At 62.9% G+C, this 18,090-nt stretch carries 21 protein-coding genes and 1 tRNA gene; 7 read left to right on the top strand and 15 right to left on the bottom strand.

Going from position 1 to position 18,090, the window contains the following annotated elements; genetic code table 11:
- Positions 1–24: 24 nt before the first annotated feature.
- Positions 25–405, bottom strand: coding sequence for a YraN family protein (locus GLL_RS19355; RefSeq protein ID WP_011143743.1), 381 nt, complete (start codon positions 403–405; stop codon positions 25–27).
- 166 nt (positions 406–571) lie between these two features.
- Between GLL_RS19355 and GLL_RS19360 the strand changes: the two genes are divergently transcribed.
- Positions 572–1,267, top strand: a complete 696-nt coding sequence (locus GLL_RS19360; RefSeq protein ID WP_011143744.1) for a DUF3120 domain-containing protein — start codon at positions 572–574, stop codon at positions 1,265–1,267.
- Positions 1,268–1,289: 22 nt separating this feature from the next.
- Entirely contained in the window at positions 1,290–1,715 is a 426-nt protein-coding gene (locus GLL_RS19365; RefSeq protein WP_011143745.1) for a hypothetical protein, read from the top strand.
- An 11-nt stretch (positions 1,716–1,726) separates the two neighbouring features.
- On the opposite strand, the gene GLL_RS19370 is transcribed toward GLL_RS19365, so the two are convergent.
- Positions 1,727–1,990, bottom strand: coding sequence for a hypothetical protein (locus GLL_RS19370; RefSeq protein WP_164929373.1), 264 nt, complete (start codon positions 1,988–1,990; stop codon positions 1,727–1,729).
- Positions 1,991–2,242: 252 nt separating this feature from the next.
- Here GLL_RS19370 and GLL_RS19375 point away from each other — a divergent pair, with 252 nt between their 5' ends.
- A complete protein-coding gene (locus tag GLL_RS19375; RefSeq protein ID WP_011143746.1) occupies positions 2,243–3,514 on the top strand; it encodes a glycosyltransferase in 1,272 nt (423 codons plus the stop codon).
- 318 nt (positions 3,515–3,832) lie between these two features.
- Here GLL_RS19375 and GLL_RS19380 read toward each other — a convergent pair whose 3' ends face one another.
- On the bottom strand, positions 3,833–4,747 hold the full coding sequence (locus GLL_RS19380) for a LysR family transcriptional regulator (protein WP_011143747.1): 915 nt from the start codon (positions 4,745–4,747) through the stop codon (positions 3,833–3,835).
- 96 nt (positions 4,748–4,843) lie between these two features.
- Here GLL_RS19380 and GLL_RS19385 point away from each other — a divergent pair, with 96 nt between their 5' ends.
- Positions 4,844–5,716: an NAD(P)-dependent oxidoreductase gene (locus GLL_RS19385; protein ID WP_011143748.1), complete on the top strand. Its 873-nt coding sequence runs from the start codon at positions 4,844–4,846 to the stop codon at positions 5,714–5,716.
- A 31-nt stretch (positions 5,717–5,747) separates the two neighbouring features.
- Here the strand turns inward: GLL_RS19385 and GLL_RS23815 are convergent, their stop codons facing one another.
- The 3 genes from GLL_RS23815 to GLL_RS19400 all read right to left on the bottom strand — a co-directional run bounded on the left by GLL_RS23815 (position 5,748) and on the right by GLL_RS19400 (position 7,881).
- Complete coding sequence (locus GLL_RS23815) at positions 5,748–5,990, bottom strand: hypothetical protein (protein ID WP_011143749.1); 243 nt, start codon at positions 5,988–5,990, stop codon at positions 5,748–5,750.
- Positions 5,991–6,091: 101 nt separating this feature from the next.
- A complete protein-coding gene (locus tag GLL_RS19395) occupies positions 6,092–6,736 on the bottom strand; it encodes an alpha/beta hydrolase (RefSeq protein WP_011143750.1) in 645 nt (214 codons plus the stop codon).
- Between the two features lie 56 nt (positions 6,737–6,792).
- Positions 6,793–7,881 carry an RNA polymerase sigma factor, RpoD/SigA family gene (locus GLL_RS19400; RefSeq protein WP_011143751.1) on the bottom strand — a complete coding sequence of 363 codons (1,089 nt, stop codon included), beginning with the start codon at positions 7,879–7,881 and terminating at the stop codon, positions 6,793–6,795.
- Positions 7,882–8,202: 321 nt separating this feature from the next.
- Between GLL_RS19400 and GLL_RS19405 the strand changes: the two genes are divergently transcribed.
- From GLL_RS19405 to GLL_RS19415, 3 genes are all read left to right on the top strand, one after another.
- Positions 8,203–8,712 (top strand): cofactor assembly of complex C subunit B, encoded by a 510-nt coding sequence (locus GLL_RS19405; RefSeq protein ID WP_011143752.1) that lies wholly within the window; start codon positions 8,203–8,205, stop codon positions 8,710–8,712.
- A 152-nt stretch (positions 8,713–8,864) separates the two neighbouring features.
- Positions 8,865–8,937: transfer RNA gene (locus GLL_RS19410), tRNA-His, on the top strand.
- 161 nt (positions 8,938–9,098) lie between these two features.
- The gene (locus tag GLL_RS19415; RefSeq protein WP_011143753.1) at positions 9,099–9,755 is read left to right on the top strand and encodes a ComF family protein; all 657 of its coding nucleotides are present in this window, start codon (positions 9,099–9,101) and stop codon (positions 9,753–9,755) included.
- Here the strand turns inward: GLL_RS19415 and pgeF are convergent.
- From pgeF to GLL_RS19460, 9 genes are all read right to left on the bottom strand, one after another.
- On the bottom strand, positions 9,726–10,436 hold the full coding sequence (gene pgeF, locus GLL_RS19420) for a peptidoglycan editing factor PgeF (RefSeq protein ID WP_011143754.1): 711 nt from the start codon (positions 10,434–10,436) through the stop codon (positions 9,726–9,728). The two genes, GLL_RS19415 and pgeF, sit on opposite strands and share 30 nt — an antisense overlap.
- Positions 10,437–10,440: 4 nt before the next feature.
- Entirely contained in the window at positions 10,441–11,034 is a 594-nt protein-coding gene (locus GLL_RS19425) for an ATP-dependent Clp protease proteolytic subunit (protein WP_011143755.1), read from the bottom strand.
- Between the two features lie 27 nt (positions 11,035–11,061).
- Complete coding sequence (locus GLL_RS19430; protein ID WP_011143756.1) at positions 11,062–11,718, bottom strand: ATP-dependent Clp protease proteolytic subunit; 657 nt, start codon at positions 11,716–11,718, stop codon at positions 11,062–11,064.
- An 88-nt stretch (positions 11,719–11,806) separates the two neighbouring features.
- Positions 11,807–13,414 carry a R3H domain-containing nucleic acid-binding protein gene (locus GLL_RS19435; RefSeq protein WP_011143757.1) on the bottom strand — a complete coding sequence of 536 codons (1,608 nt, stop codon included), beginning with the start codon at positions 13,412–13,414 and terminating at the stop codon, positions 11,807–11,809.
- Between the two features lie 11 nt (positions 13,415–13,425).
- Positions 13,426–14,481 (bottom strand): LdpA C-terminal domain-containing domain, encoded by a 1,056-nt coding sequence (locus tag GLL_RS19440; RefSeq protein WP_011143758.1) that lies wholly within the window; start codon positions 14,479–14,481, stop codon positions 13,426–13,428.
- A gap of 9 nt (positions 14,482–14,490) precedes the next feature.
- A complete protein-coding gene (locus GLL_RS19445; RefSeq protein ID WP_011143759.1) occupies positions 14,491–14,970 on the bottom strand; it encodes an NAD(P)H-quinone oxidoreductase subunit N in 480 nt (159 codons plus the stop codon).
- 19 nt (positions 14,971–14,989) lie between these two features.
- Positions 14,990–15,994, bottom strand: a complete 1,005-nt coding sequence (locus tag GLL_RS19450; protein ID WP_011143760.1) for a radical SAM protein — start codon at positions 15,992–15,994, stop codon at positions 14,990–14,992.
- 16 nt (positions 15,995–16,010) lie between these two features.
- Positions 16,011–16,946: a hypothetical protein gene (locus GLL_RS19455; RefSeq protein ID WP_011143761.1), complete on the bottom strand. Its 936-nt coding sequence runs from the start codon at positions 16,944–16,946 to the stop codon at positions 16,011–16,013.
- Positions 16,939–17,874 (bottom strand): UDP-glucuronic acid decarboxylase family protein, encoded by a 936-nt coding sequence (locus tag GLL_RS19460; RefSeq protein ID WP_011143762.1) that lies wholly within the window; start codon positions 17,872–17,874, stop codon positions 16,939–16,941. Before GLL_RS19460 ends, GLL_RS19455 begins: the two co-directional genes overlap by 8 nt.
- Positions 17,875–18,090: the final 216 nt, after the last annotated feature.

Genomic DNA, 18,090 nt, shown 5'->3' on the forward strand with positions numbered 1-18,090 from the left:
TCTCCCAAGCGCTGCGGCTCGATCCTAGCGCCCGCTGCCTTCAAAAGCACCGGCGATATAGGCCACCAACCGCACGCCACCGCCCGGGTCGCGCCCCACCAGCGCCACGTCGAAGCGGCACACGGAGCGCGCCAATTCGGGGTGCGCAGCCAGGAAGAGCGCCGCGGCCAGAAGCAGCCGCCGCTGTTTGACCGCCCCCACCGCCTCCCATCCGGCGCTGTCCCAACTGTTGCCCCCGCGGGCTTTGACCTCGACGAAGCAGAGCACCCCACCCAGCCGAACTACCAAGTCGATCTCGCCCCCCCGGCAGCGCCAGCGCCGAGCGAGCACCAGCCCTCCCTGCGCCGCCAGGTGGTCGGCCACCCATATTTCTGCCTGTAAAGCGAAGCGGTGCCGCCGATCCATCGCATACCCGGGGAGGGGATGCGGTACAGTATCCCTGCGGCCCCGGTCCAGCGGCGCTTTTTAGATGACGCCGGACACTATCCCGCCGCCGGACAACAGATTCGATGCGCTGGAACGTGAGACCAATGTTAAGCTTGGTTACGAAAGACCCCAACCTGTAAAGCCCGTGCTCCTACTCGACCGCCTCGTCGCCGCTCCGCTCGCTTTGCAGCCTTCCCGCTGGCAGGTGTTTGCCGTATCGGTCTTTTTGGTGTCGGTGCCGGTGTTCTTCCAGGCGCCCCTGGTGCGGGTCGCCCCGGCGGTGAGTTTGCTTGCGACTTTGGGTTGGTTGGGATTCAGCCTGTGGCTGTGGGCGCGCACGCGCTTTCAGGTCTGGGGCGACTTGTTGTTCGGCTTTACGCTCAGCTGGTGGGCGGGCAGCCTGTACTGGGGCTGGCTGCGCACCGACCCGATGCTGCATCTGCCGGTGGAGGCGATTCCGGTGCCCATTGCCCTGGCGGCCCTGGCCTTCGGTTACTTCCGGGTGGGCAGTTTGTTTTTTCTCGGTTCGTTCTTGGGCACCTGCATCACAGATTTTTACTGCATGGCGGTGGGCTTGATGCCCTGGTGGGAGCGAATGATGGTGGCCGAGGACAGCGGCGTCGATCTGGTGCGGGTGCTGCCCGCCGCTCTTGCGCAGATGCACACCCCTCTGGGTGCTGTGACGGCCGCCGGGACATGCCTGGTGCTGATGGCCATTACCACGTGGGCAACGCGTTCGCGGGAGTTGCACTGGTGGGCTTTTGGCGGTGCGGTCTTCAGCACGCTGCTGGTGGATGGCTTGTTCTGGGCCTCGGTGAATCTTTTCCTGCTAGGATCCTGAAGGTTTTTTGCTGAAGGTTCCTATGCGGTTGGGGTATCTGGTGGCGCCGCTGGTGCTGGCGCTGGTGGTGGGTTGTTCCGATGGCAGCGTGCAAGTGCGCACCCCGCTGCAGGGGCAGATCACCGTTACCTCCGAGCGCGACGCCCAAAAAGCCTCGCGGGCGTTGCTCTACAAAATCGACGAGTCGGTGGCCGAAATCGAGAACACCAACCTCAAGTTGAAGCGCGCCGTCGGCTCCACCAAGCAGGCCGAGCGCGGCGCCCTGTTGGAGCAAAAGAAAACCCTCGATGAAGAGGTACGCAAGGAACTGCAGGAGTTTCTCGCCTACTACCAGAGGGTGCAGCAGGCAGGTTGGAATTTGCAGCCTTTTGACGACGCCCGCTATTTTTACTACAGCTACCGCTACCCCGACTTGCTGCTCAAAGCAGGGCAAAAAGCCGCGTCCTGATTCAACAACAGCTAGGCGCGGGTGCTCGTTTGCTCTCTGAGGGTGCGCTGCAGATCTTTGATTTCCTGAATAGTCTTGCCTGGGACCTGCACCCGCGCACTTTTTTCAAGCACGTTCGTGTAGGGATGGCGCACCAGAAAAAGTTCGCCGGCCGTCCAGGATCTCGTCTGTATCTCGCCCGAATAGACAATCGGGGCAGGTTCAGCAAAACTGGCAGCGGCGGATAGAGCCAGCCATGCCACTGCCGGGGCAACCGTCAGCAATGCGCGTTTCATCAGCTTCTCAACTCCTGAAGTGCTGGTGGGTGTAGCCCGAACCCGGACACGCGCTCGGGGTGCGCCGCGGGCCACAGGCTTCGGTCGGCAAAGTCCGAACTCTCGACTTCGCTGTTTTTTCCAGCTAAGCATTCGATTGTGAAGAACCTGGAAAGAGCAGCAATCTCCGTTGCCCCGTGTTGGATTGACAGATTGCACCTTGATAATAAGAATCCGTATAAATGGAGTTGACGTCGTTGTACAGCTATCCCAGTGATTAAGCGGATTGTCCTGGTCACCTACGGTTCGCTGGGGGATCTGCACCCGTTCCTGGCGGTCGCCCTCGGTCTGCAGGGGCGTGGTCATGACGTCGTGCTCGCCACTTCGCAGAACTACCGCGCCAGGGTGGAGGAGGAGGGGATCGCCTTTCAGCCGGTGCCCCCGGATCTGGGTCTGCTCGAAGACGATCCGCAGGCTATCCGCAGATCGATGGATCTGCGCACGGGTACCGAATTTGTGGTGCGCTCGCTGTTTTTGCCTTATCTGGAGCAAAGTTACGAGAGCCTGCTCGCGGTTTGCGACGGAACGGATCTGATTGTCGGTCACCCTCTGGCCTTCGCGGTGCCGATTGTGGCGCAGAAGCTGGGCATCCGGTGGCTGTCGGTGGGCCTGCAGCCGATGGGCTTTTTGTCGTGCTACGACCCGCCGGTGCTGCCGATCGCACCCTGGCTTGCGCAGTTAAGGTTTCTCGGACCGCTTCCCTACGCCGTTTTATTTCGGCTGTTGGAGGGGGTGGCCGACGGCTGGCTTGCTCCGATCGAGAACCTGCGCCGCCGGGCCGGCCTGCCCAAAAGCGAGCGGCACCCGCTGATGCACCCCTTTTCGCCCCACGGCACACTGGCCTGGTTTTCGCGGGTGCTGGCCGAGCCGCAACCGGACTGGCCGCCCAGAACGCAGGTGACGGGGTTTCCTTTTTATGACCGCGCCGAACCGGGGCAGAGCGGCCTGGACGCGGGGCTTGCGCAGTTTCTCGATGCCGGGGAGCCGCCCGTCGTATTCACCCTGGGGTCGGCCGCTGTTTGGGTTGCGGGGAACTTCTACCAAGAAAGCGCGGCGGCAGCGGAGGCGCTGCAGTTGCGGGCAGTGCTGCTGGTGGGCCGCAATCCGAAAATCGATTTTCCCGACCTCGCCTCTTCGCGCATCCATGTGGGCGAGTACGCGCCCTATTCGGAGCTGTTCGGGCGTTCCCTCGCCGTTGTGCACCAGGGGGGCATCGGCACCACCGCCCAAGTCCTGCGCGCCGGTCGACCGATGGTGGTTGTACCCTTCAGCCACGATCAGCCCGACAACGCCGAACGCGCCCGTCGCCTTGGGGTGGCCCGCGTTATTGCCCGTCGGTCCTACGAAGGGAAGCGCGTTGCCCGCACCCTCGGAGAGTTGGTGCAGGACCAGTCGGCTTTTAAAAAAGCGACAGCGGTGGCGAGCCGCATCCAGAGCGAAGACGGCGTCGCGGGAGCGTGCAACGCCATCGAAGCGTTGCTATGACCATTCGGTGCTTGGCAAGACAGTCTGTGGACCCCCTTCGGGTTCCCCGCCTCCCCGCCTCGCGGGTGTACCCCTCCCGACACCCCACCGGACTCGACGGCCCGGTGGGCGGGAGGGTTCGGTGGGTGGGATGGGCGGACGTTTCCGGTGCGTGCACGCTTTGCGTGGCAACTGCGCCGAGAAGCTTGGCTGGGGACGATACGGCAAGCTTGCCGATGGCCGGGGCGGTGGCGGTCAAGGCCGGGAGCAACCCGGTAAGCCGGAGGGTCGGCAGTTCTCTTGCCGAGCCTTTGCGCGCCTGTCTCTGCGGATTCGACATCATTCAAGCCTTGGCTGCAGTTCCGCGAGGTACTGTTTCAAAAAGTCGACTACAACCCGCACCTTGTAGGGCAGAAAGGTCCAGCTCGGATAAATCAGCCAGGCGGCAGTCTCAAAATCCGTCGCACTCGCCCGATACGCCGGAAACAAGTCCACCAGCCGCCCCTGGGCGATATCTTCGTCGATGAGCCAGTGGGCCAACAGCGCCGGTCCCATGCCCGCCAGGGTACATTCACGCAGCGCGAGCGCGTTGGAGATGACGATATCGCCGTCGACGGGCACTTCGCTCACGATTCCCTCGGCATCCCGGAAGCGCCACTGCGAGCGAAATTCCGGCAGGGCAAAAAGTAGACACCTGTGGGCAGGTAATTCGGCGGGATCGCGCAGGGAGTGTGCCCGCTGCAGATAAGCCGGACTCGCACACACTCGGTAGTGCGTGTCGAACCATTTGACGCGGACCCCGTCGCCCGGGACCGCAGGTCCCAGGCGGATCGCCAGGTCGATGCGCTCGCCTACCAGATCGAGCTTCGCATCCGTGAGCAGCAGTTCGAGCCTGAGTTGCGGGAATGACGAGCGCAATTGCGGCAGCAGCGGCACCAGGCATCTTTGACCAAAAGCCACCGAGGCAGTGAGGCGCAATGTGCCGATAGGACCGGTACTGAGGACCAGGACTGCTTCGCGCGCGCGGTCCAGTTCGTCCACCAGAGGCTCGATGCGGCCCAGGTAGCGCTCCCCGGCTTCGGTCAGGGCGAGCCGCCGGGTGGTGCGTTGCAACAGACGCACACCCAGATCGTGCTCCAGCGAAGCCACCGCCCGCGACACCAGCGACGGATCGATACGGCGGTCTCTGGCGACGGCGGCAAAGCTGCCGCGACGGGTCACCTCGACAAACAGACGCAACGCTTCGGTTTCCATTGCTGCATTAGCTGCACGAATACAATGCTTGGATCCTAGTTTATTTGTCTGCATGCACAGGATTAGGATGGCTTCGAGAAGCAACGGAGCAAGCACATGTCGAAAGCCGCCGTTTTGGGAATGGGTGCCATGGGCTCGCGTATGGCCGCAGCGCTACTGAAGGCAGGTCATCAAGTGACCGTCTGGAACCGCAATTCGCAGAAAACCGCTCCGCTAGCCGAAATGGGAGCAAAAGCCGCCCAGACTCCTCGGGCGGCCGTGGAGGAAGTCGATTTTGCCGTTTGCATGGTCCGCGACGACGCGGCCTCGCGCTTCGTCTGGCTCGATTTTGAGACCGGGGCGCTTGCAGGTCTTCCGGCAGATGCTGTGGCCATCGAAAGCTCGACGCTGAGTGTCGCCGGGGTGCAGGAGCTTGCTGAACACTTCCAGGCAAGGGGGAAGACTTTGCTGGACGCTCCGGTCTCGGGCTCCCGGCCCCAGGCGGAGGCGGGGCAGCTGATTTTTCTTGTCGGCGGCGACGCCGGTGCGGTTGCGAAGGCGGGACCGATACTAAACGCCATGGGTGGGACAGTCCACCACGCCGGACCGCTTGGCAACGGGGCTGCCGTCAAGCTTGCAATCAACGCCCTGTTAGGAGTACAGGTGGCGGCCATGGGCGAACTGATCGCACTGCTGCGCCACTGTGGGATCGACGAGGTCCGGGCTGTCGAAATCATTGGCTCGACCTCCGTTTGCAGCCCCGCGGCCAGAGGTGCCGCAAGCGCTATGGCAGTGGGCAATTACGCGCCCTTATTTCCAAGCGCCCTGATGGAGAAAGATCTCGGTTACTTGCAGAATATGGCTGCAGCGCACCGGGCGCGCGCTCCGCTGACCCAAGCTGCCCGAAGCGTATTTGGCGAAGCGATGAGCCGGGGGTACGGCGAAGACAACATGACCGGTGTAGCCCAGCTGTACTGGCAAGGACCGTGAGCAGCGGTTGGAGACCAACAAAGAAGATGTTTTAAGGCCGTTTGCCGGCCGAGCTTGTGATCCAATCAGCTACATCATCGACGACAACCTGCACGACGTGACTGCTCGTCAGGTACTCCGAGGGCAAAATCTGGCCCTCGCCCGCCATGAACAGGTGGTTGAGCTGCGAGTAAAGGTTGAACTTGACGTTCGACCGCCCAGCCAGAGCCTGTTTCCAAAGCTCGAAATCGGTGCGGGTCACCTGGTAATCGCGTTCGCCCTGGAGAATGAGCATTGGAGTTTTCAGAGTGCGGGCGGCGGCGAGCGGGTCGTAGGCGCGCAAATCCGGCCAATCGCGCCGCAATCAGCGCGTCGGCAGGCCGCCTGAGGCATGGTTTACTGAATTTTACCCGCCCTCAGACCGAGGGTGTGCTGCAAAAAGTCCCGCACAAGCTCGATTTCGGCCTGGTTGATCTGATGTCCCATGGCAAATTCGTGGTACTGCACCGGGAAACCTTTACCGGCCAGGGCGGCGGCGGCGGCCTGGCCGGCCCGCACCGGGATGATCGGATCCTGACTGCCGTGGGCGATCAGGACAGCCGGCGGGGCGAGATCCCGGGGACGCTTCGCCCAGAGCGCCTCAGGCTCGAATAGATATCCACTGAGGGCGACGATCGCAGCGGGCGGCGGCTCGAAAAGGAGACCGGCACCTAGGGCCATCACCGCCCCCTGCGAAAAGCCCATAAACGCGTAGGGCAACTGTGGACAAGCTTCGCGCTCCCGTTCAACCAGCGCTTTGAGCAACACGGCGCTTTGGGCTACCCCCTCGGCGTGCTTCGGGCCGAAAGCGTACCACTGGCTGCCAGGGCTATAGCCTTCGACGCCGAACGGGGCGTTCGGGAAGCAGTAGCGCACCCCCGGTAGTTCCAAAGCTTCAGCAAGGGGCACCAGGTCGGTGCAATCGGCTCCCCGGCCGTGCAGCATAAACACGGTGGCCTGCGGAGCACCGCAGGAGGCTTCGAGGGTGTCGCATTTGAGCATAAAAAGCAGGGCCGCCCGACGGGACGGCCCTCAATGTAACACCCTGAGCGCAGGGCTTATTCCATCAGCTCCAGATAATCGCGCACCTTGGCGCGCCGGCGCGGCTGGCGCAATTTCTGCAGCGCCTTCGATTCGATCTGGCGCACGCGCTCGCGCGAGAGATCCAGAGCCCGGCCAATCTCAGAGAGCGAGTAGGTGCGGCCGTCCAATAGCCCGTAGCGCATCGTGATCACATCGCGCTCGCGCAGGGTCAGATCGTCGAGCAGCTCTTTGACGTCGCGGCGCAGCGATTCTTGGACGGCGCTCTCTTCGGGGGAGACCTCCTCCGCTTCGAGCAACTCGCCCAGTTCGGTATCCTTGTCCTTACCCACGCGGGTCTCCAGCGAGACCGAGCGGGGCACGCGGCTCATCAACTCGCGCACATGGGCCGGCTCCATTTCCAGTTCTTCGGCAATTTCGGAGATGGTCGGCGTGCGGCCCAGGTTCTGCGAAAGCTTGCGCTGGGTCTTCTTGATGCGGTTGAGCTTTTCGGTGATGTGCACCGGCAGGCGAATGGTGCGCGACTGGGTGGCGATGGCGCGGGTGATCCCCTGGCGAATCCACCAGTAGGCGTAGGTCGAGAAGCGGTAGCCCTTGGTCGGGTCGAATTTCTCGACCGCCCGCTCCAAGCCAAGCGTGCCCTCCTGCACCAGATCCAGCAGCTCCAGACCGCGGTTCTGGTACTTTTTGGCCACCGAGACCACCAGACGCAAGTTGGCCTCGATCATCTTCTTTTTGGCCCGGCTGCCGGCCAGCACCTGTCGTTTGAGTTCGAACAGGCCGACCTTGGCCGCCTCGGCCCACTGCTCGTCGCTGTATTCGCTGCCCAAAGAAGTCTGGAGCGACTCTTTGAGGGCCGTGAGCTTCATGAGCTTCTGGACCTGCTGGGCCAGTTCGACTTCTTCGTCGCGACCCAACAGCGGCACGCGGCCGATCTCCTGCAGGTAAACGCGCACCAGATCCGTGGAGCTACCCGGGCGAGCCGGACGTTCGTCAGTGATGTCCACCTGCACAAAGGCTTCGAGCGTCTGGGGATCAAGCACCGGGTCCGGACCCCCCTCCAGCTCGTCCGGGGTCGCCATTCTATCGATATCGACAATGTGCATTTTTCGTTCAACCTTCGGTAACGTGATTGCCTTGAAAACAAACCGGGGAAACTGGAAACGGTTTGGTGCACACCCGTGGGAGCCATCGCTCTATCTGTCTAGACCATCGAAGCGGCCCGCCGTGTTCCTGCTTTGCATTCCCCGACTGTGGGCCGGGGGAGACCGGCCAAAAATCTCTATCTTGAGTGCATGTGCTTAAGTTCAATTGCTCTCTAACCTCTCAAATTTTATTATACCCCTAATATCAAGTCCAAGAAAAGACTTTGTCTAAACAAGCGGGTGACTGGGCAAAACGGTTTTCCCGGGGCGATAATAGTAGCCATGCAGCAGGTGACCATCCTCTCGACCCTTGTGCTGACGCTGCTGATGCTGGTGGGACTGTTCTTTTTCCTGCGCGCCTCGGTCAAAGATCGTACCGAAGAGGCAGAATTGGACTTCAGTTCCCAGCCGCAGCAACTCGCCCACTCTCTGCGCGCTTACCTCGAAGGTCGGTCCTACCGCTTGGTCGAGGAGCAGGAGCGCCGTCTGGTCTTCTCGGGCGTGGTCGCCCCAAGCCGTTTTCTGGCCGTGTTTTTGACGCTCCTTGCGCTTTTGGGTCTGATCTGCTTGGCGCTGGTGCTTGCCGTTTTGCTGCCTGCAGGGGGATGGGCCTTTGCCCTGTTGCCCCTGCTGAGTCCCCTGGCGGGGCTGTTCTACTGGAGCAGAGCCCGACGTCCCGAACAAGTGGTTGCCCGAATCGTCGCTACCTCCCAGGGCGCAAAGTTGGTCATCCAGGCTCACCGTGACGAAATCCTGGTCTTGAAGGACACTCTGGAAACCGTTAACGGCTGACCTCACCCGTTCTGCACTGCACATCCTGCAATCTTCTAATGTAGCATTATACACTGGCTTCTTCACCTGTTCACTAAGCAGTTAACATCTGGTAATGCGACCCTTGCGGGACTAGGGGAGAGCAGTGGTAGCATAGGAAATGGCCGACCGCGGCGGGCGTAGCCAAGGGGTTAAGGCAGAGGATTGTGGATCCTCTATTCGTGGGTTCAAGTCCCATCGTCCGCCCTACACTAATCTTGTCCCCACAATTTTAGGCTAGCTTGCTTCTGCTAGGGGAGCGTCGCCATTTGGTTAGAGATCTGTGTGGTAAAAATTTTCGCTCGGCAGACTGGCTTCCGGGGACCGTAAAAGATAGGGCCAACTAGATTGAACGGGCAGCCGCGCTGATGCTTGTGAAACTTTGGCTATTTTCTCACCGATGCCCTCTGTGCGACCGGCGCGCCAGCACTTATCTGTGCGCCGGTTGCGGTTCGGCCATCGAGCAGTGCCGCCGTCCGCAGTCGCCGGTAGAAATCTGCGCTTCTGTACGTGTTCATGCTTGGGGAAGCTACACCGGTGCGCTTCGACGCGCCCTCGAAGTGCTCAAGTACGGACAGCGGCCGGAGTTGGGTGATTGGTTAGGAGAGCGCCTTGGGCGCTGGTGGTTGAATCAAGACAAGCCGCCGCACGACTTTCAGGTGGTGGCTGTGCCCCTGCACCCGAGTCGGCAGGCCCAGCGCGGCTACAACCAGGCGGATCGCATTGCCCGCGCCTTTTGCAAGCGCACCGGGTTTATCTATCGGCCCCATGGGCTGCGGCGGATCGTCGCCACCCCCGCTTTACACGGGCTCGACCCCGAGCGGCGGGCCCGAGAACTGGAGCAGGCTTTTGCTGTCGGTGCTGCACCTGCAGCACGACCGGTCTTGCTGGTCGACGACATCTGTACCACCGGCTCGACCTTGGCGCGCTGCGCCGCCGCCTTGGTCAAGGCAGGAAGCGGAGCGGTCCAGGCCGCAGTCGTCGCCCGACCGGCGTTAGACCGCAAGCCCCGGGCCAATGCCTGAGAACTGAATTTTGCCCCCCCCTTCGCGCCGGTAGGAGTGGAGCCAATCGGGCGAGCTGAATGTGCAGGCCGGACAGATGGCAATGCGCTCGGCCCGCAGACCGCTTTGCAACGCCTGCTGGCGGTTGACTTCGCGCACATCGAGGCGCACCTTCCCAAGCTCAGCGTCCGGCAGCAAAGCCAGTTCCGCCTGCTTTACCGTGCCGGTCACCTCGAAAGCGACGGGTTCTGAGACCTGATAAGCCCGGCCGCTGATGGCCGGCCCCATCGCACACAGCAGGTCCGCCGGATCCGCCCCCGCCTGCCGCAGCTGCTCGATCGTGAAGGGCAAGATGGCTTGGGCGGTGCCGCGCCAACCGGCGTGGATGGCCGCGACTGTCCCCGAAACCGGGTCGGCCAGCAAAATCGGCGTGCAATCGGCGCTTCCCACCCAGACCGATTCACCCGCCCGTCCGGTCCAAAGCGCATCCCCCGATGCGTCCGGTTCCACCGGCGTCGGGTGCACCAGGGCGCTGTGGATCTGTTTGAGGCGATAGGCTCTGTGCGGCTCCAAGCCAAGGGCCGAGGCCAGTTCGCCCGGGGGCGCCCCCCGGGCGTGGCGCGTGAAAAAACCGTGGGGCCAATCGCAGAGCAAATTGCACTGCCAGCGGCTCCACGGTCCATCTTCAATCAACTGCCACACAGATTCAGACCGGGCGGTGCTGGACGACCTGATCGATCAGGCCGTACTGCTTGGCATCCTCGGCGGACATGAAAAAGTCGCGATCGGTGTCGCGCTCGATGCGCTCGAGAGGCTGGCCGGTCCGTTCGGAGAGAATCTGGTTGAGGCGATCTTTGGTGTACAGGATCTCTTTGGCCTGGATGCCGATGTCGGTGGCCTGGCCCTGGGCGCCGCCCAGGGGCTGGTGGATCATGATGCGCGAGTGGGGCAGGCTGGTGCGCTTGCCCTTGGCGCCTGCGGTGAGCAAAAAGGAACCCATGCTCGCCGCAAGACCCACGCACATGGTGGCAACGTCGGCGCGCACGTGCTGCATGGTGTCATAGATGGCCAACCCCGCCGACACCGAACCGCCGGGGCTGTTGATGTAGAGGAAGATGTCCTTTTCGGGGTCTTCGGAGTCGAGGTAGAGCATCGAGGCGATGATCGCATTGGCGATTTCGTCGTCGACCTCGCGGCCCAAAAAGATGATCCGATCGAGGGCCAGACGGTTAAAAATGTCAATCCACTGGCTCTGGCCACCCGGCAGGCGGTAGGGAACTTTGGGAATACCGATGGGCATGGCAAATCTCCTTTGAGGTGGCTTCAACTAGACCGGGGCGCCGACCGCTTTGAGCTTGGCGAGCTTGTTCGCACTCGGTTCGAGCACCTTGTCGATCAGGCCGTAGGAAACGGCTTCCTGCGGGGACATGTAAAAAAGGCGCTCAGTGTCCTTGTCGATCTGCTCGACGGTCTTGCCGGTATGGATACTCAGCAGCTGGTTGAGGGTGCGCTTGGTGGTGAGGAGTTCCTGGGCGCGGATGTTGATGTCGGTGGCCTGGCCGCGCGCACCGCCGTAGGGTTGGTAAAGAATGATGCGTGAATTGGGCAGGCTCATGCGCTGACCCTTGGTGCCCGCCGCCATCAGCAGCGCCGAGAAGCCGCCCGCCAGGCCCAAGCAGATGGTCTTGATCGGCATGCGCACGTGGCGCATCGTGTCGTAGACCGCGAAGGCGCTGGTCTCGAAGCCGGCCACGCCGGGGCTGTTGATGTAAATCTCGATCGGTTTGGCGTTGTCCTCCGACTCGAGATAGAGCAGCTGGGCAATCAATAGTTCGGCCACCACGTCGTTAATCGGGGTGCCGAGATAGACGATGCGCTCGTTGAGCAGCAAAGAGGGCAGGTCCGGGGGAGGCGTGCGAAAGCCGTAGTCCCCGGAGTAAGCGGCCCGGATCGCACCAGGCCCGTAGTTGGCAAGTTCGCTCATTGGTGACTCCCCAGCCTTTTTTGCCAATATAACAGCTGGGCTGGACCCCCGCAGGTGCGGAGATCCGCCCTTGACAGTCCCCTGGGACTTACTCCGGATAGATACGCAGCCTTCGGTTGGGCTCCTGGCCGAAGCTCTCGGATTTGAGCCGGTAGTGCTCCACCAGTTCGTGCTGCATCTTGCGGATGTGCGGGGCTCTGGGCAAAAGTTCGACCGGCTGGCCCTTGGGCAGTACGATCTGCTCGACCGCCAGGCGGGCCTCCTCCATCGCCTCCAGTTCGTCCTCCGAATCGAGCGAACCGAATAAACCGGCGTCCAGATCGCCCGGGATGCCGGGTTCGTCGATCTGCAAGATGCGCCGCAGCGCCCGGGTGATGTGGGGGATGGTGTTGGCCTTGACCGTGTGCACGGGGATCTGGCGGTTCTGGGCGACGGCGGCGATTTTGCCCTTGTCGCGCACATGGGAGCGCAAAGCGAGCACCACGTCCGCTTCGTCGATCTCTTTGGTGAGCAGCACCGGGTAGCCCAGGGTGTTGACGATGCGCTCCAGGTGGCTGCGCGAGACCGCATAGGGATAGATGCGCACGCGGCTGCCGTCAAAATCGGCCTCCATCTCCATCGCCCCCAAAGGCACCACCGGCACCGGACTGTGCCAGGAGCCGGTGCGGGTGGTGAGCGGTTCGTCCCACTCCGCCTCGGAGAGTTCGCGCGTGACGCTCACTTTGCCGGCGCCGTTGAGGGCACGGGTCTCGGGCAGGGGCTTGCGGTCGCGCAGCAAGTAGTCGACCGTCTCGGCGACATCCTTGTGGACGATCCACTTGTAGCGCTCCTGCATCTCGACGGCGATCTCGAAGGTGGGCGGCGCCTTGCGCTCGAGCACGCTTTTTTGGGTGCCGCGGCGGCGCGCTTCTTCGTCGCCCAGGGTCACCGTCTGGATGCCGCCAATCAAGTCGCTTAGGGTCGGATTTTTGATCAGGTTATCGAGCTTGTTGCCGTGGGCGGTACCGACCAGTTGCACGCCGCGCTCGGCGATCGTGCGCGCCGCCAGGGCCTCCAGTTCGGTGCCGATTTCGTCGATGACGATCACCTCGGGCATGTGGTTTTCGACCGCCTCGATCATCACCTGGTGCTGGTACTCGGGTCGGGCCACCTGCATGCGCCGCGCCCGGCCGATGGCCGGGTGCGGAATGTCGCCGTCGCCGGCGATTTCGTTGCTGGTGTCGATAATCACGACGCGTTTGTGCAGATCGTCCGCCAGCACGCGGGCGATCTCGCGCAGGGCGGTGGTCTTGCCGACGCCGGGGCGACCCAACAGCAAAATCGAGCGTCCCGATTCGACCAGATCGCGGATCATGCCGATGGTGCCGAAGACCGCCCGGCCCACCCGGCAGGTCAGACCGATGATTTTGCCGTGGCGGTTGCGCATCGCACTGATGCGGTGGAGGGTCCGCTCGATGCCCGCGCGGTTGTCGCCGGAAAATTCGCCCACCCGGGCGGTGCACCCGTCCAGTTCGTCCTGGGTGACCGGGATCTCGGAAAGATAATCGCTGCCTTCGCGAAAGCGCGCCTCCGGCCGCCGTCCCAGATCCAGTACCACCTCGACCAGTTCGTCGAGGCGCTCGTGGGCGTGCAGACGCTCCTGCAGCGGTACCGGCAGGATGGCCAGAAGCTTCTCCAGGTCGTCGGTGACGCGCATTTCGTTGTGATTCATCGAAGTTGCGGTGTCGTCGTAAGCCATGGGGCGGCACCCTCCTGTTGAAGATGGGGTTTGAGTTGGCAGACAAGCGCTCGGGCCTGCTCCACGGCCCGTCGCAAGCGCTCGGGCTCCTCGGCGAGCGGACCCGTTTCGGTCTCAGCCTGGACCAGTTGGCGGGCATAGGAACCGTAGCCGATGCCGCCTATTGCCAGCCCGGCGGCCCGGGCCAGTTCGACGCTCGCGTCGTTGGTGCCCCCCGCCAGCTGCAAATACCCCGGCAGTCGCCAGGTACTCACTTCGCGGGCAAAGCGCACCGAGGCTCTGGCCGTACCGCGGGCCAGATCGCCGCTCATCGGTATGCCGTCTATCTGCCAGACGATGTGCGAACGGGCGGCATCCGAGAGTGGACCGGCGCGCATCACCTCCCAAAGGTCCGCCAAGTGCTCACGCATGCCCGGTTCATCGGGAAAGCTCACCGCCACCAGCTTCAAGCGGGGCAACACGGGCGCAAGCCCCCTCCACAGCCGCTTGAAACCTTCGAGGTTGCCCCGGTGGGTGTGAATCTCGACGGCATCCACCGGACAGTCCGCAAGCAGCGCACCGATGGTGGCCACCTCGGCCTGCCAGGCGCGAAACTCAATCAATCCCAGCGGGCAGACCGGTGCGCAACGCCCGCAACCGTAGCAGCGCAAGGCCTCGATGCCGCCCGCGGCAATGGCGTCCACCGGGCAGATGCGCAGGCAGGGACGCGGACAGTCGCTCGGACAGCGCTCGGCATCGAAATGGGCCTTGCGAAAATGGGGATCGTCTCCATCGCTGAGGCTCACCATCAAAAACGGCCCCGCATCCGGGGAGAAGCCCGCCAAACGGTGACCATGGACCATTGCCTCACCGACTGCCGCGATCACCGCCGGATCGGCGGAGACGTCGATGCAGTCCGCCCCGGCCAGGGTGTACACAAGTGCCAGATTGGACAGGGTCGGAAGATTCTGGAGACTGGCTCCTCCAATGAGCTTGAACCAGCTACCGGCAGCTAAAGAACCATAGGGACGGGCCAGGCATTCCACGTCCGTATTCTAACGCCCCTCCGCCATCTTGGACACCGCCTGTTCCAGCGGCATCCAGCGGATGTTGTAGTCGCTGCCCACCTCGACGATCACTTTCAGTTTCGGGACCGCCGCCGGCAGCCCGACCAGAGACTCCAGCTCAAAAAGCGAGAGCACTTTGCCTTCGATGATCCAGAGCACGAAACCTTTGGCGCTCGCCGGCAGTGTGTCCATGTAGATCGCCAGTTCCGGCGGCAAAGTAAATACGCGCTTGTCCTTTTTGCCCAGATGGGCCGGGCGAACGCCATGGCTCTCGAGCAAAAAACGCGAAATATCCCCCAATCCCTTGGCGGTAATGATCTGCGTGCGGTAGCCGATTCCCCGCAACCGGCGCTGGTAGTTGCCTTCGATGCCACCCTCGGGGGGCGCCCAGAGGGCGATGGAACTATGTTTCTCGACATCCGCCACAAAGCGGCTGCCGTTGTCGAGCACCAGGTTGAGCAGAGGCATACCGGCGGGCAATGAATTGTTAATTTGAGTGTAGCACCGCTCGCGCGGCCACCCCGCGCCGCCCCCGGCGGCGCGAAAAGAACTCGTCGGCATAGGTGAAGCCGTTGAGGAGCGTGTAGCGGTCGAGTCCCTTGAAAAAGCTCGGGATCAAGTAGCACCAGACTGTGCAGCCTTCGCAGACTTTGAGCTTGCCCTGGGAAGCCCGGTACTCCTGGACTTTTTCGCCTTCGGTGTAGAGATCGTAAAGCCGACCGCCGATGGGAGCCGCGTGCTGGGCGAAGTGGTAACAAGGCAGCAGTAACTTGTCGTCCGGGGAAATGACGATCACCGCATCGACCGCTTTGCAGCGGGGTTTGGCGGTGTCGTTGCCCCCGGCTTCGATCAAGGCGAGGGCGGCGCGGTTGTAGCCCACCGTCCCCCGGTAGCCCTCGGCCGCGCCGCGGATGGCCGCCACGATCTCGGGTGTCGGATTTTTGGCGCTGTTGTAATGTTCGTGGGCGGTAAAAGCCGGGTTGAGCCAGACGCGCACCTCCAGGCCGCGGGCCAGTTCGGCCGCCTCGCCGATGCGGGCGAAATTTTGGGCGGTGACGGTGAAGTTGAGCGTCGGGTACTCGCCCAGAGCGCGCGCCAGATGCACCGATTCGATCAGCCGCTCAAAGATGTCCACCCCCCGCGACTGGTTGTGGGAAGCGGCGTCGGGACCGTCCAAAGAAAAATTCAAAAAGTCGACCAACCCCCGCAGCGCCTCGGCTTTTTTGGGGTAGAGGATCGTGTTGGTGGTTAGGGTGGTCATCAGGCCCAGGCGCTTGGCTTCGGCGTAAAGTTCGACGATATCGGGCCGCAGGAGCGGCTCGCCGCCGGTAAAGTCGACGTACTTGACTCCAAGGCGCTTGAGATCGCGCAGGTTGGCGCAAATGGTCTGGTAGCTCGACTCCGGCGGCGGCGTCAGCGCCCAGATATCGCAAAAGTGGCAACGGGCGTTGCACTTGTAGGTGACGTAGTAGTTGCAGACCAGCGGAGCCATCCGAGCACCTGGCGGGTTACTTTACGCAGTCTACCCCGCCCCCGGCGTCGGAGGAACCGAAAAGGGCGTAGGGGTGCTGGTACTTGCGCACCAGTTCGACGCGCGCCAGGGCTTCGGGGTTGTGCCGCCGCGTCCACATCACCCACCGCCAGCCCGCGTAGGCGGCGGCGTAGCTGAAGCGCTCGCGCCAGCGGCACCAGGGACTCGTCCGGTGCGACCGGGCTGCCGGGCACAAAAAATCCGCTGCCCCAAATTGCGGAAAATAGCCATCGAGCCAGCGGTTGCAACCCAGCACACTGCGGTAGTAATCGTCCCCCCACAGCGGTCGGCTCAAAAACAGCTCCAACGCCATCGCCCCGTCCTGGCGCACAAACGGACGCACTTCACCGTCGGCCCAGATGACGTTGATGCTCATGAGCTTGGGCAAAAACGGCCGACGGGTGTGGGCGTCGGTGGGCCGCCTGCGGTGGCGGGCGCTAAAACCCAGGGCGATCACGTTTGCCTGCAGGTAGGTGGTGTAGCGGGTGTCGTCCTCGACAAACAAATTGAAATCGACATCGTCGGTCTCGACGAAGCCGCCCGCGGCCATCGAGCCTGCCAGCGCCACGCAGCGGATCTGTGGGCAGTGCGACACCAACTGTTCGACGTACGCTTCGACTGTGGACCACCAGCGACGGGCGGCCTCCGGGTGGGCCTGCTGGCGCTCCAGGGCGCGGCGCACCGCAGTCGGATCGAGCCGGTCGGTGTGCACCAGGTCGCCACTGATGTGCAGGCCCTCGGTGCGCTCGACGGCGGCGCGCAGTTCGCCCGCCGCCACCGCTCCGCCCACCAGCCACCCCGCCAGGCAGCCCAACTCGACGCAGAAGCCCCGGCGCTCGATCAGCGCCAGCGTGGCAAAGATGCGCTCCGCCAGGCTCAAATGCTCAAAGGCCGGGGGCACCGGTTCACGCATGCTGCATCAGCCGGGCGCGAAAATCCGCCGCTGTGCGCGCGAGCCCCTCGCCCAGGGCCACCGTCGGCTGCCAGCCCAAAATCCGCCGCGCCCGGCCGATGTCGGGGCAGCGCTGGCGCGGGTCGTCCGACGGTAGCGGGTTGAAGAGCACCGGCAGTTGCGGGTCGACCAGGGAGCGCACCTGATTGGCCAGTTCCAGAATCGTAAATTCGTCCGGATTGCCGACGTTCATCGGGCCGATATAGTTGCTGTCCATCAGGCGGATCATCCCCTCCACCAGATCGTCGATGTAGCAAAAGCTGCGGGTCTGTTTGCCTTCGCCATAGATAGTAAGCGCCTCGCCGCGCAGCGCCTGGAACAAAAAGTTGCTGACCACCCGCCCGTCCCCCTCGTTCATGCGGGGGCCGTAGGTGTTGAAGATGCGGATAATCCGGATGTCGACGTGGTTCTGGCGGTGATAATCCATCATCAGGGTCTCCGCGAGGCGCTTCGACTCGTCGTAGCAGCTGCGGATGCCCACGGGGTTGACATTTCCCCAATAATCTTCGTTCTGCGGGTGCACCAGCGGGTCGCCGTAAACTTCGGAGGTCGAAGCGAGCAAAATGCGCGCCTTGACCCGCTTGGCGAGGCCCAGCATGTTAAGGGTTCCCAGCACGCTGGTCTTGACCGTCTTGACCGGGTTGTACTGGTAGTGGATCGGAGAAGCCGGACAGGCCAGATGGTACACCCGGTCCACCTCCAGGCGAATCGGTTCGGTAACGTCGTGGCGGATAAATTCGAAATTGGCGCAATCGCGCAGGTGGGCGATGTTGGTGCGCGCCCCGGTAAAATAATTGTCCAGACAAATTACTTCGTCTCCGGCTTTGACCAACCGATCGCACAGGTGCGATCCGATAAACCCTGCCCCCCCTGTAATCAGAACACGCATTGGCATCTTCCCTGGCATCGCACGTCATGCTAGCTCATCGGTAGCGGCCTTCTGCCGATTTTTCCCCACCGGTGAACCTGGTGGGTGTGGGCGGCGTCTGCACTGCCGTCTGGAGCTTGAGAGCCTGTAGCCTCGCTCCTGGCCCGGGAGGCTTTGCACCTCGGCGAGCGGGCCAAATCACGCCAATACAGTGATGCTGTTTGCGCAAAATCTGTA

Source organism: Gloeobacter violaceus PCC 7421, assembly GCF_000011385.1.
Classification (GTDB): Bacteria; Cyanobacteriota; Cyanobacteriia; order Gloeobacterales; family Gloeobacteraceae; genus Gloeobacter; species Gloeobacter violaceus.

Excerpts from the sequence above, each read along its gene's own strand:
- GLL_RS19395 (WP_011143750.1), bottom strand. The coding sequence starts at position 6,736 with ATGCTCAAATGCGACACCCTCGAAGCCTCCTGCGGTGCTCCGCAGGCC.
- GLL_RS19425 (WP_011143755.1), bottom strand. The coding sequence starts at position 11,034 with ATGCCCATCGGTATTCCCAAAGTTCCCTACCGCCTGCCGGGTGGCCAG.
- GLL_RS19450 (WP_011143760.1), bottom strand. The coding sequence starts at position 15,994 with ATGGCTCCGCTGGTCTGCAACTACTACGTCACCTACAAGTGCAACGCC.
- GLL_RS19355 (WP_011143743.1), bottom strand. The coding sequence starts at position 405 with ATGGATCGGCGGCACCGCTTCGCTTTACAGGCAGAAATATGGGTGGCC.
- GLL_RS19455 (WP_011143761.1), bottom strand. The coding sequence starts at position 16,946 with ATGCGTGAACCGGTGCCCCCGGCCTTTGAGCATTTGAGCCTGGCGGAG.
- GLL_RS19430 (WP_011143756.1), bottom strand. The coding sequence starts at position 11,718 with ATGAGCGAACTTGCCAACTACGGGCCTGGTGCGATCCGGGCCGCTTAC.
- GLL_RS19365 (WP_011143745.1), top strand. The coding sequence starts at position 1,290 with ATGCGGTTGGGGTATCTGGTGGCGCCGCTGGTGCTGGCGCTGGTGGTG.
- GLL_RS19380 (WP_011143747.1), bottom strand. The coding sequence starts at position 4,747 with ATGGAAACCGAAGCGTTGCGTCTGTTTGTCGAGGTGACCCGTCGCGGC.
- GLL_RS19415 (WP_011143753.1), top strand. The coding sequence starts at position 9,099 with ATGCTTGTGAAACTTTGGCTATTTTCTCACCGATGCCCTCTGTGCGAC.
- GLL_RS19370 (WP_164929373.1), bottom strand. The coding sequence starts at position 1,990 with ATGAAACGCGCATTGCTGACGGTTGCCCCGGCAGTGGCATGGCTGGCT.
- GLL_RS19405 (WP_011143752.1), top strand. The coding sequence starts at position 8,203 with ATGCAGCAGGTGACCATCCTCTCGACCCTTGTGCTGACGCTGCTGATG.
- GLL_RS19445 (WP_011143759.1), bottom strand. The coding sequence starts at position 14,970 with ATGCCTCTGCTCAACCTGGTGCTCGACAACGGCAGCCGCTTTGTGGCG.
- GLL_RS23815 (WP_011143749.1), bottom strand. The coding sequence starts at position 5,990 with ATGCTCATTCTCCAGGGCGAACGCGATTACCAGGTGACCCGCACCGAT.
- GLL_RS19385 (WP_011143748.1), top strand. The coding sequence starts at position 4,844 with ATGTCGAAAGCCGCCGTTTTGGGAATGGGTGCCATGGGCTCGCGTATG.
- GLL_RS19400 (WP_011143751.1), bottom strand. The coding sequence starts at position 7,881 with ATGCACATTGTCGATATCGATAGAATGGCGACCCCGGACGAGCTGGAG.
- GLL_RS19435 (WP_011143757.1), bottom strand. The coding sequence starts at position 13,414 with ATGCGCGTCACCGACGACCTGGAGAAGCTTCTGGCCATCCTGCCGGTA.
- GLL_RS19460 (WP_011143762.1), bottom strand. The coding sequence starts at position 17,874 with ATGCGTGTTCTGATTACAGGGGGGGCAGGGTTTATCGGATCGCACCTG.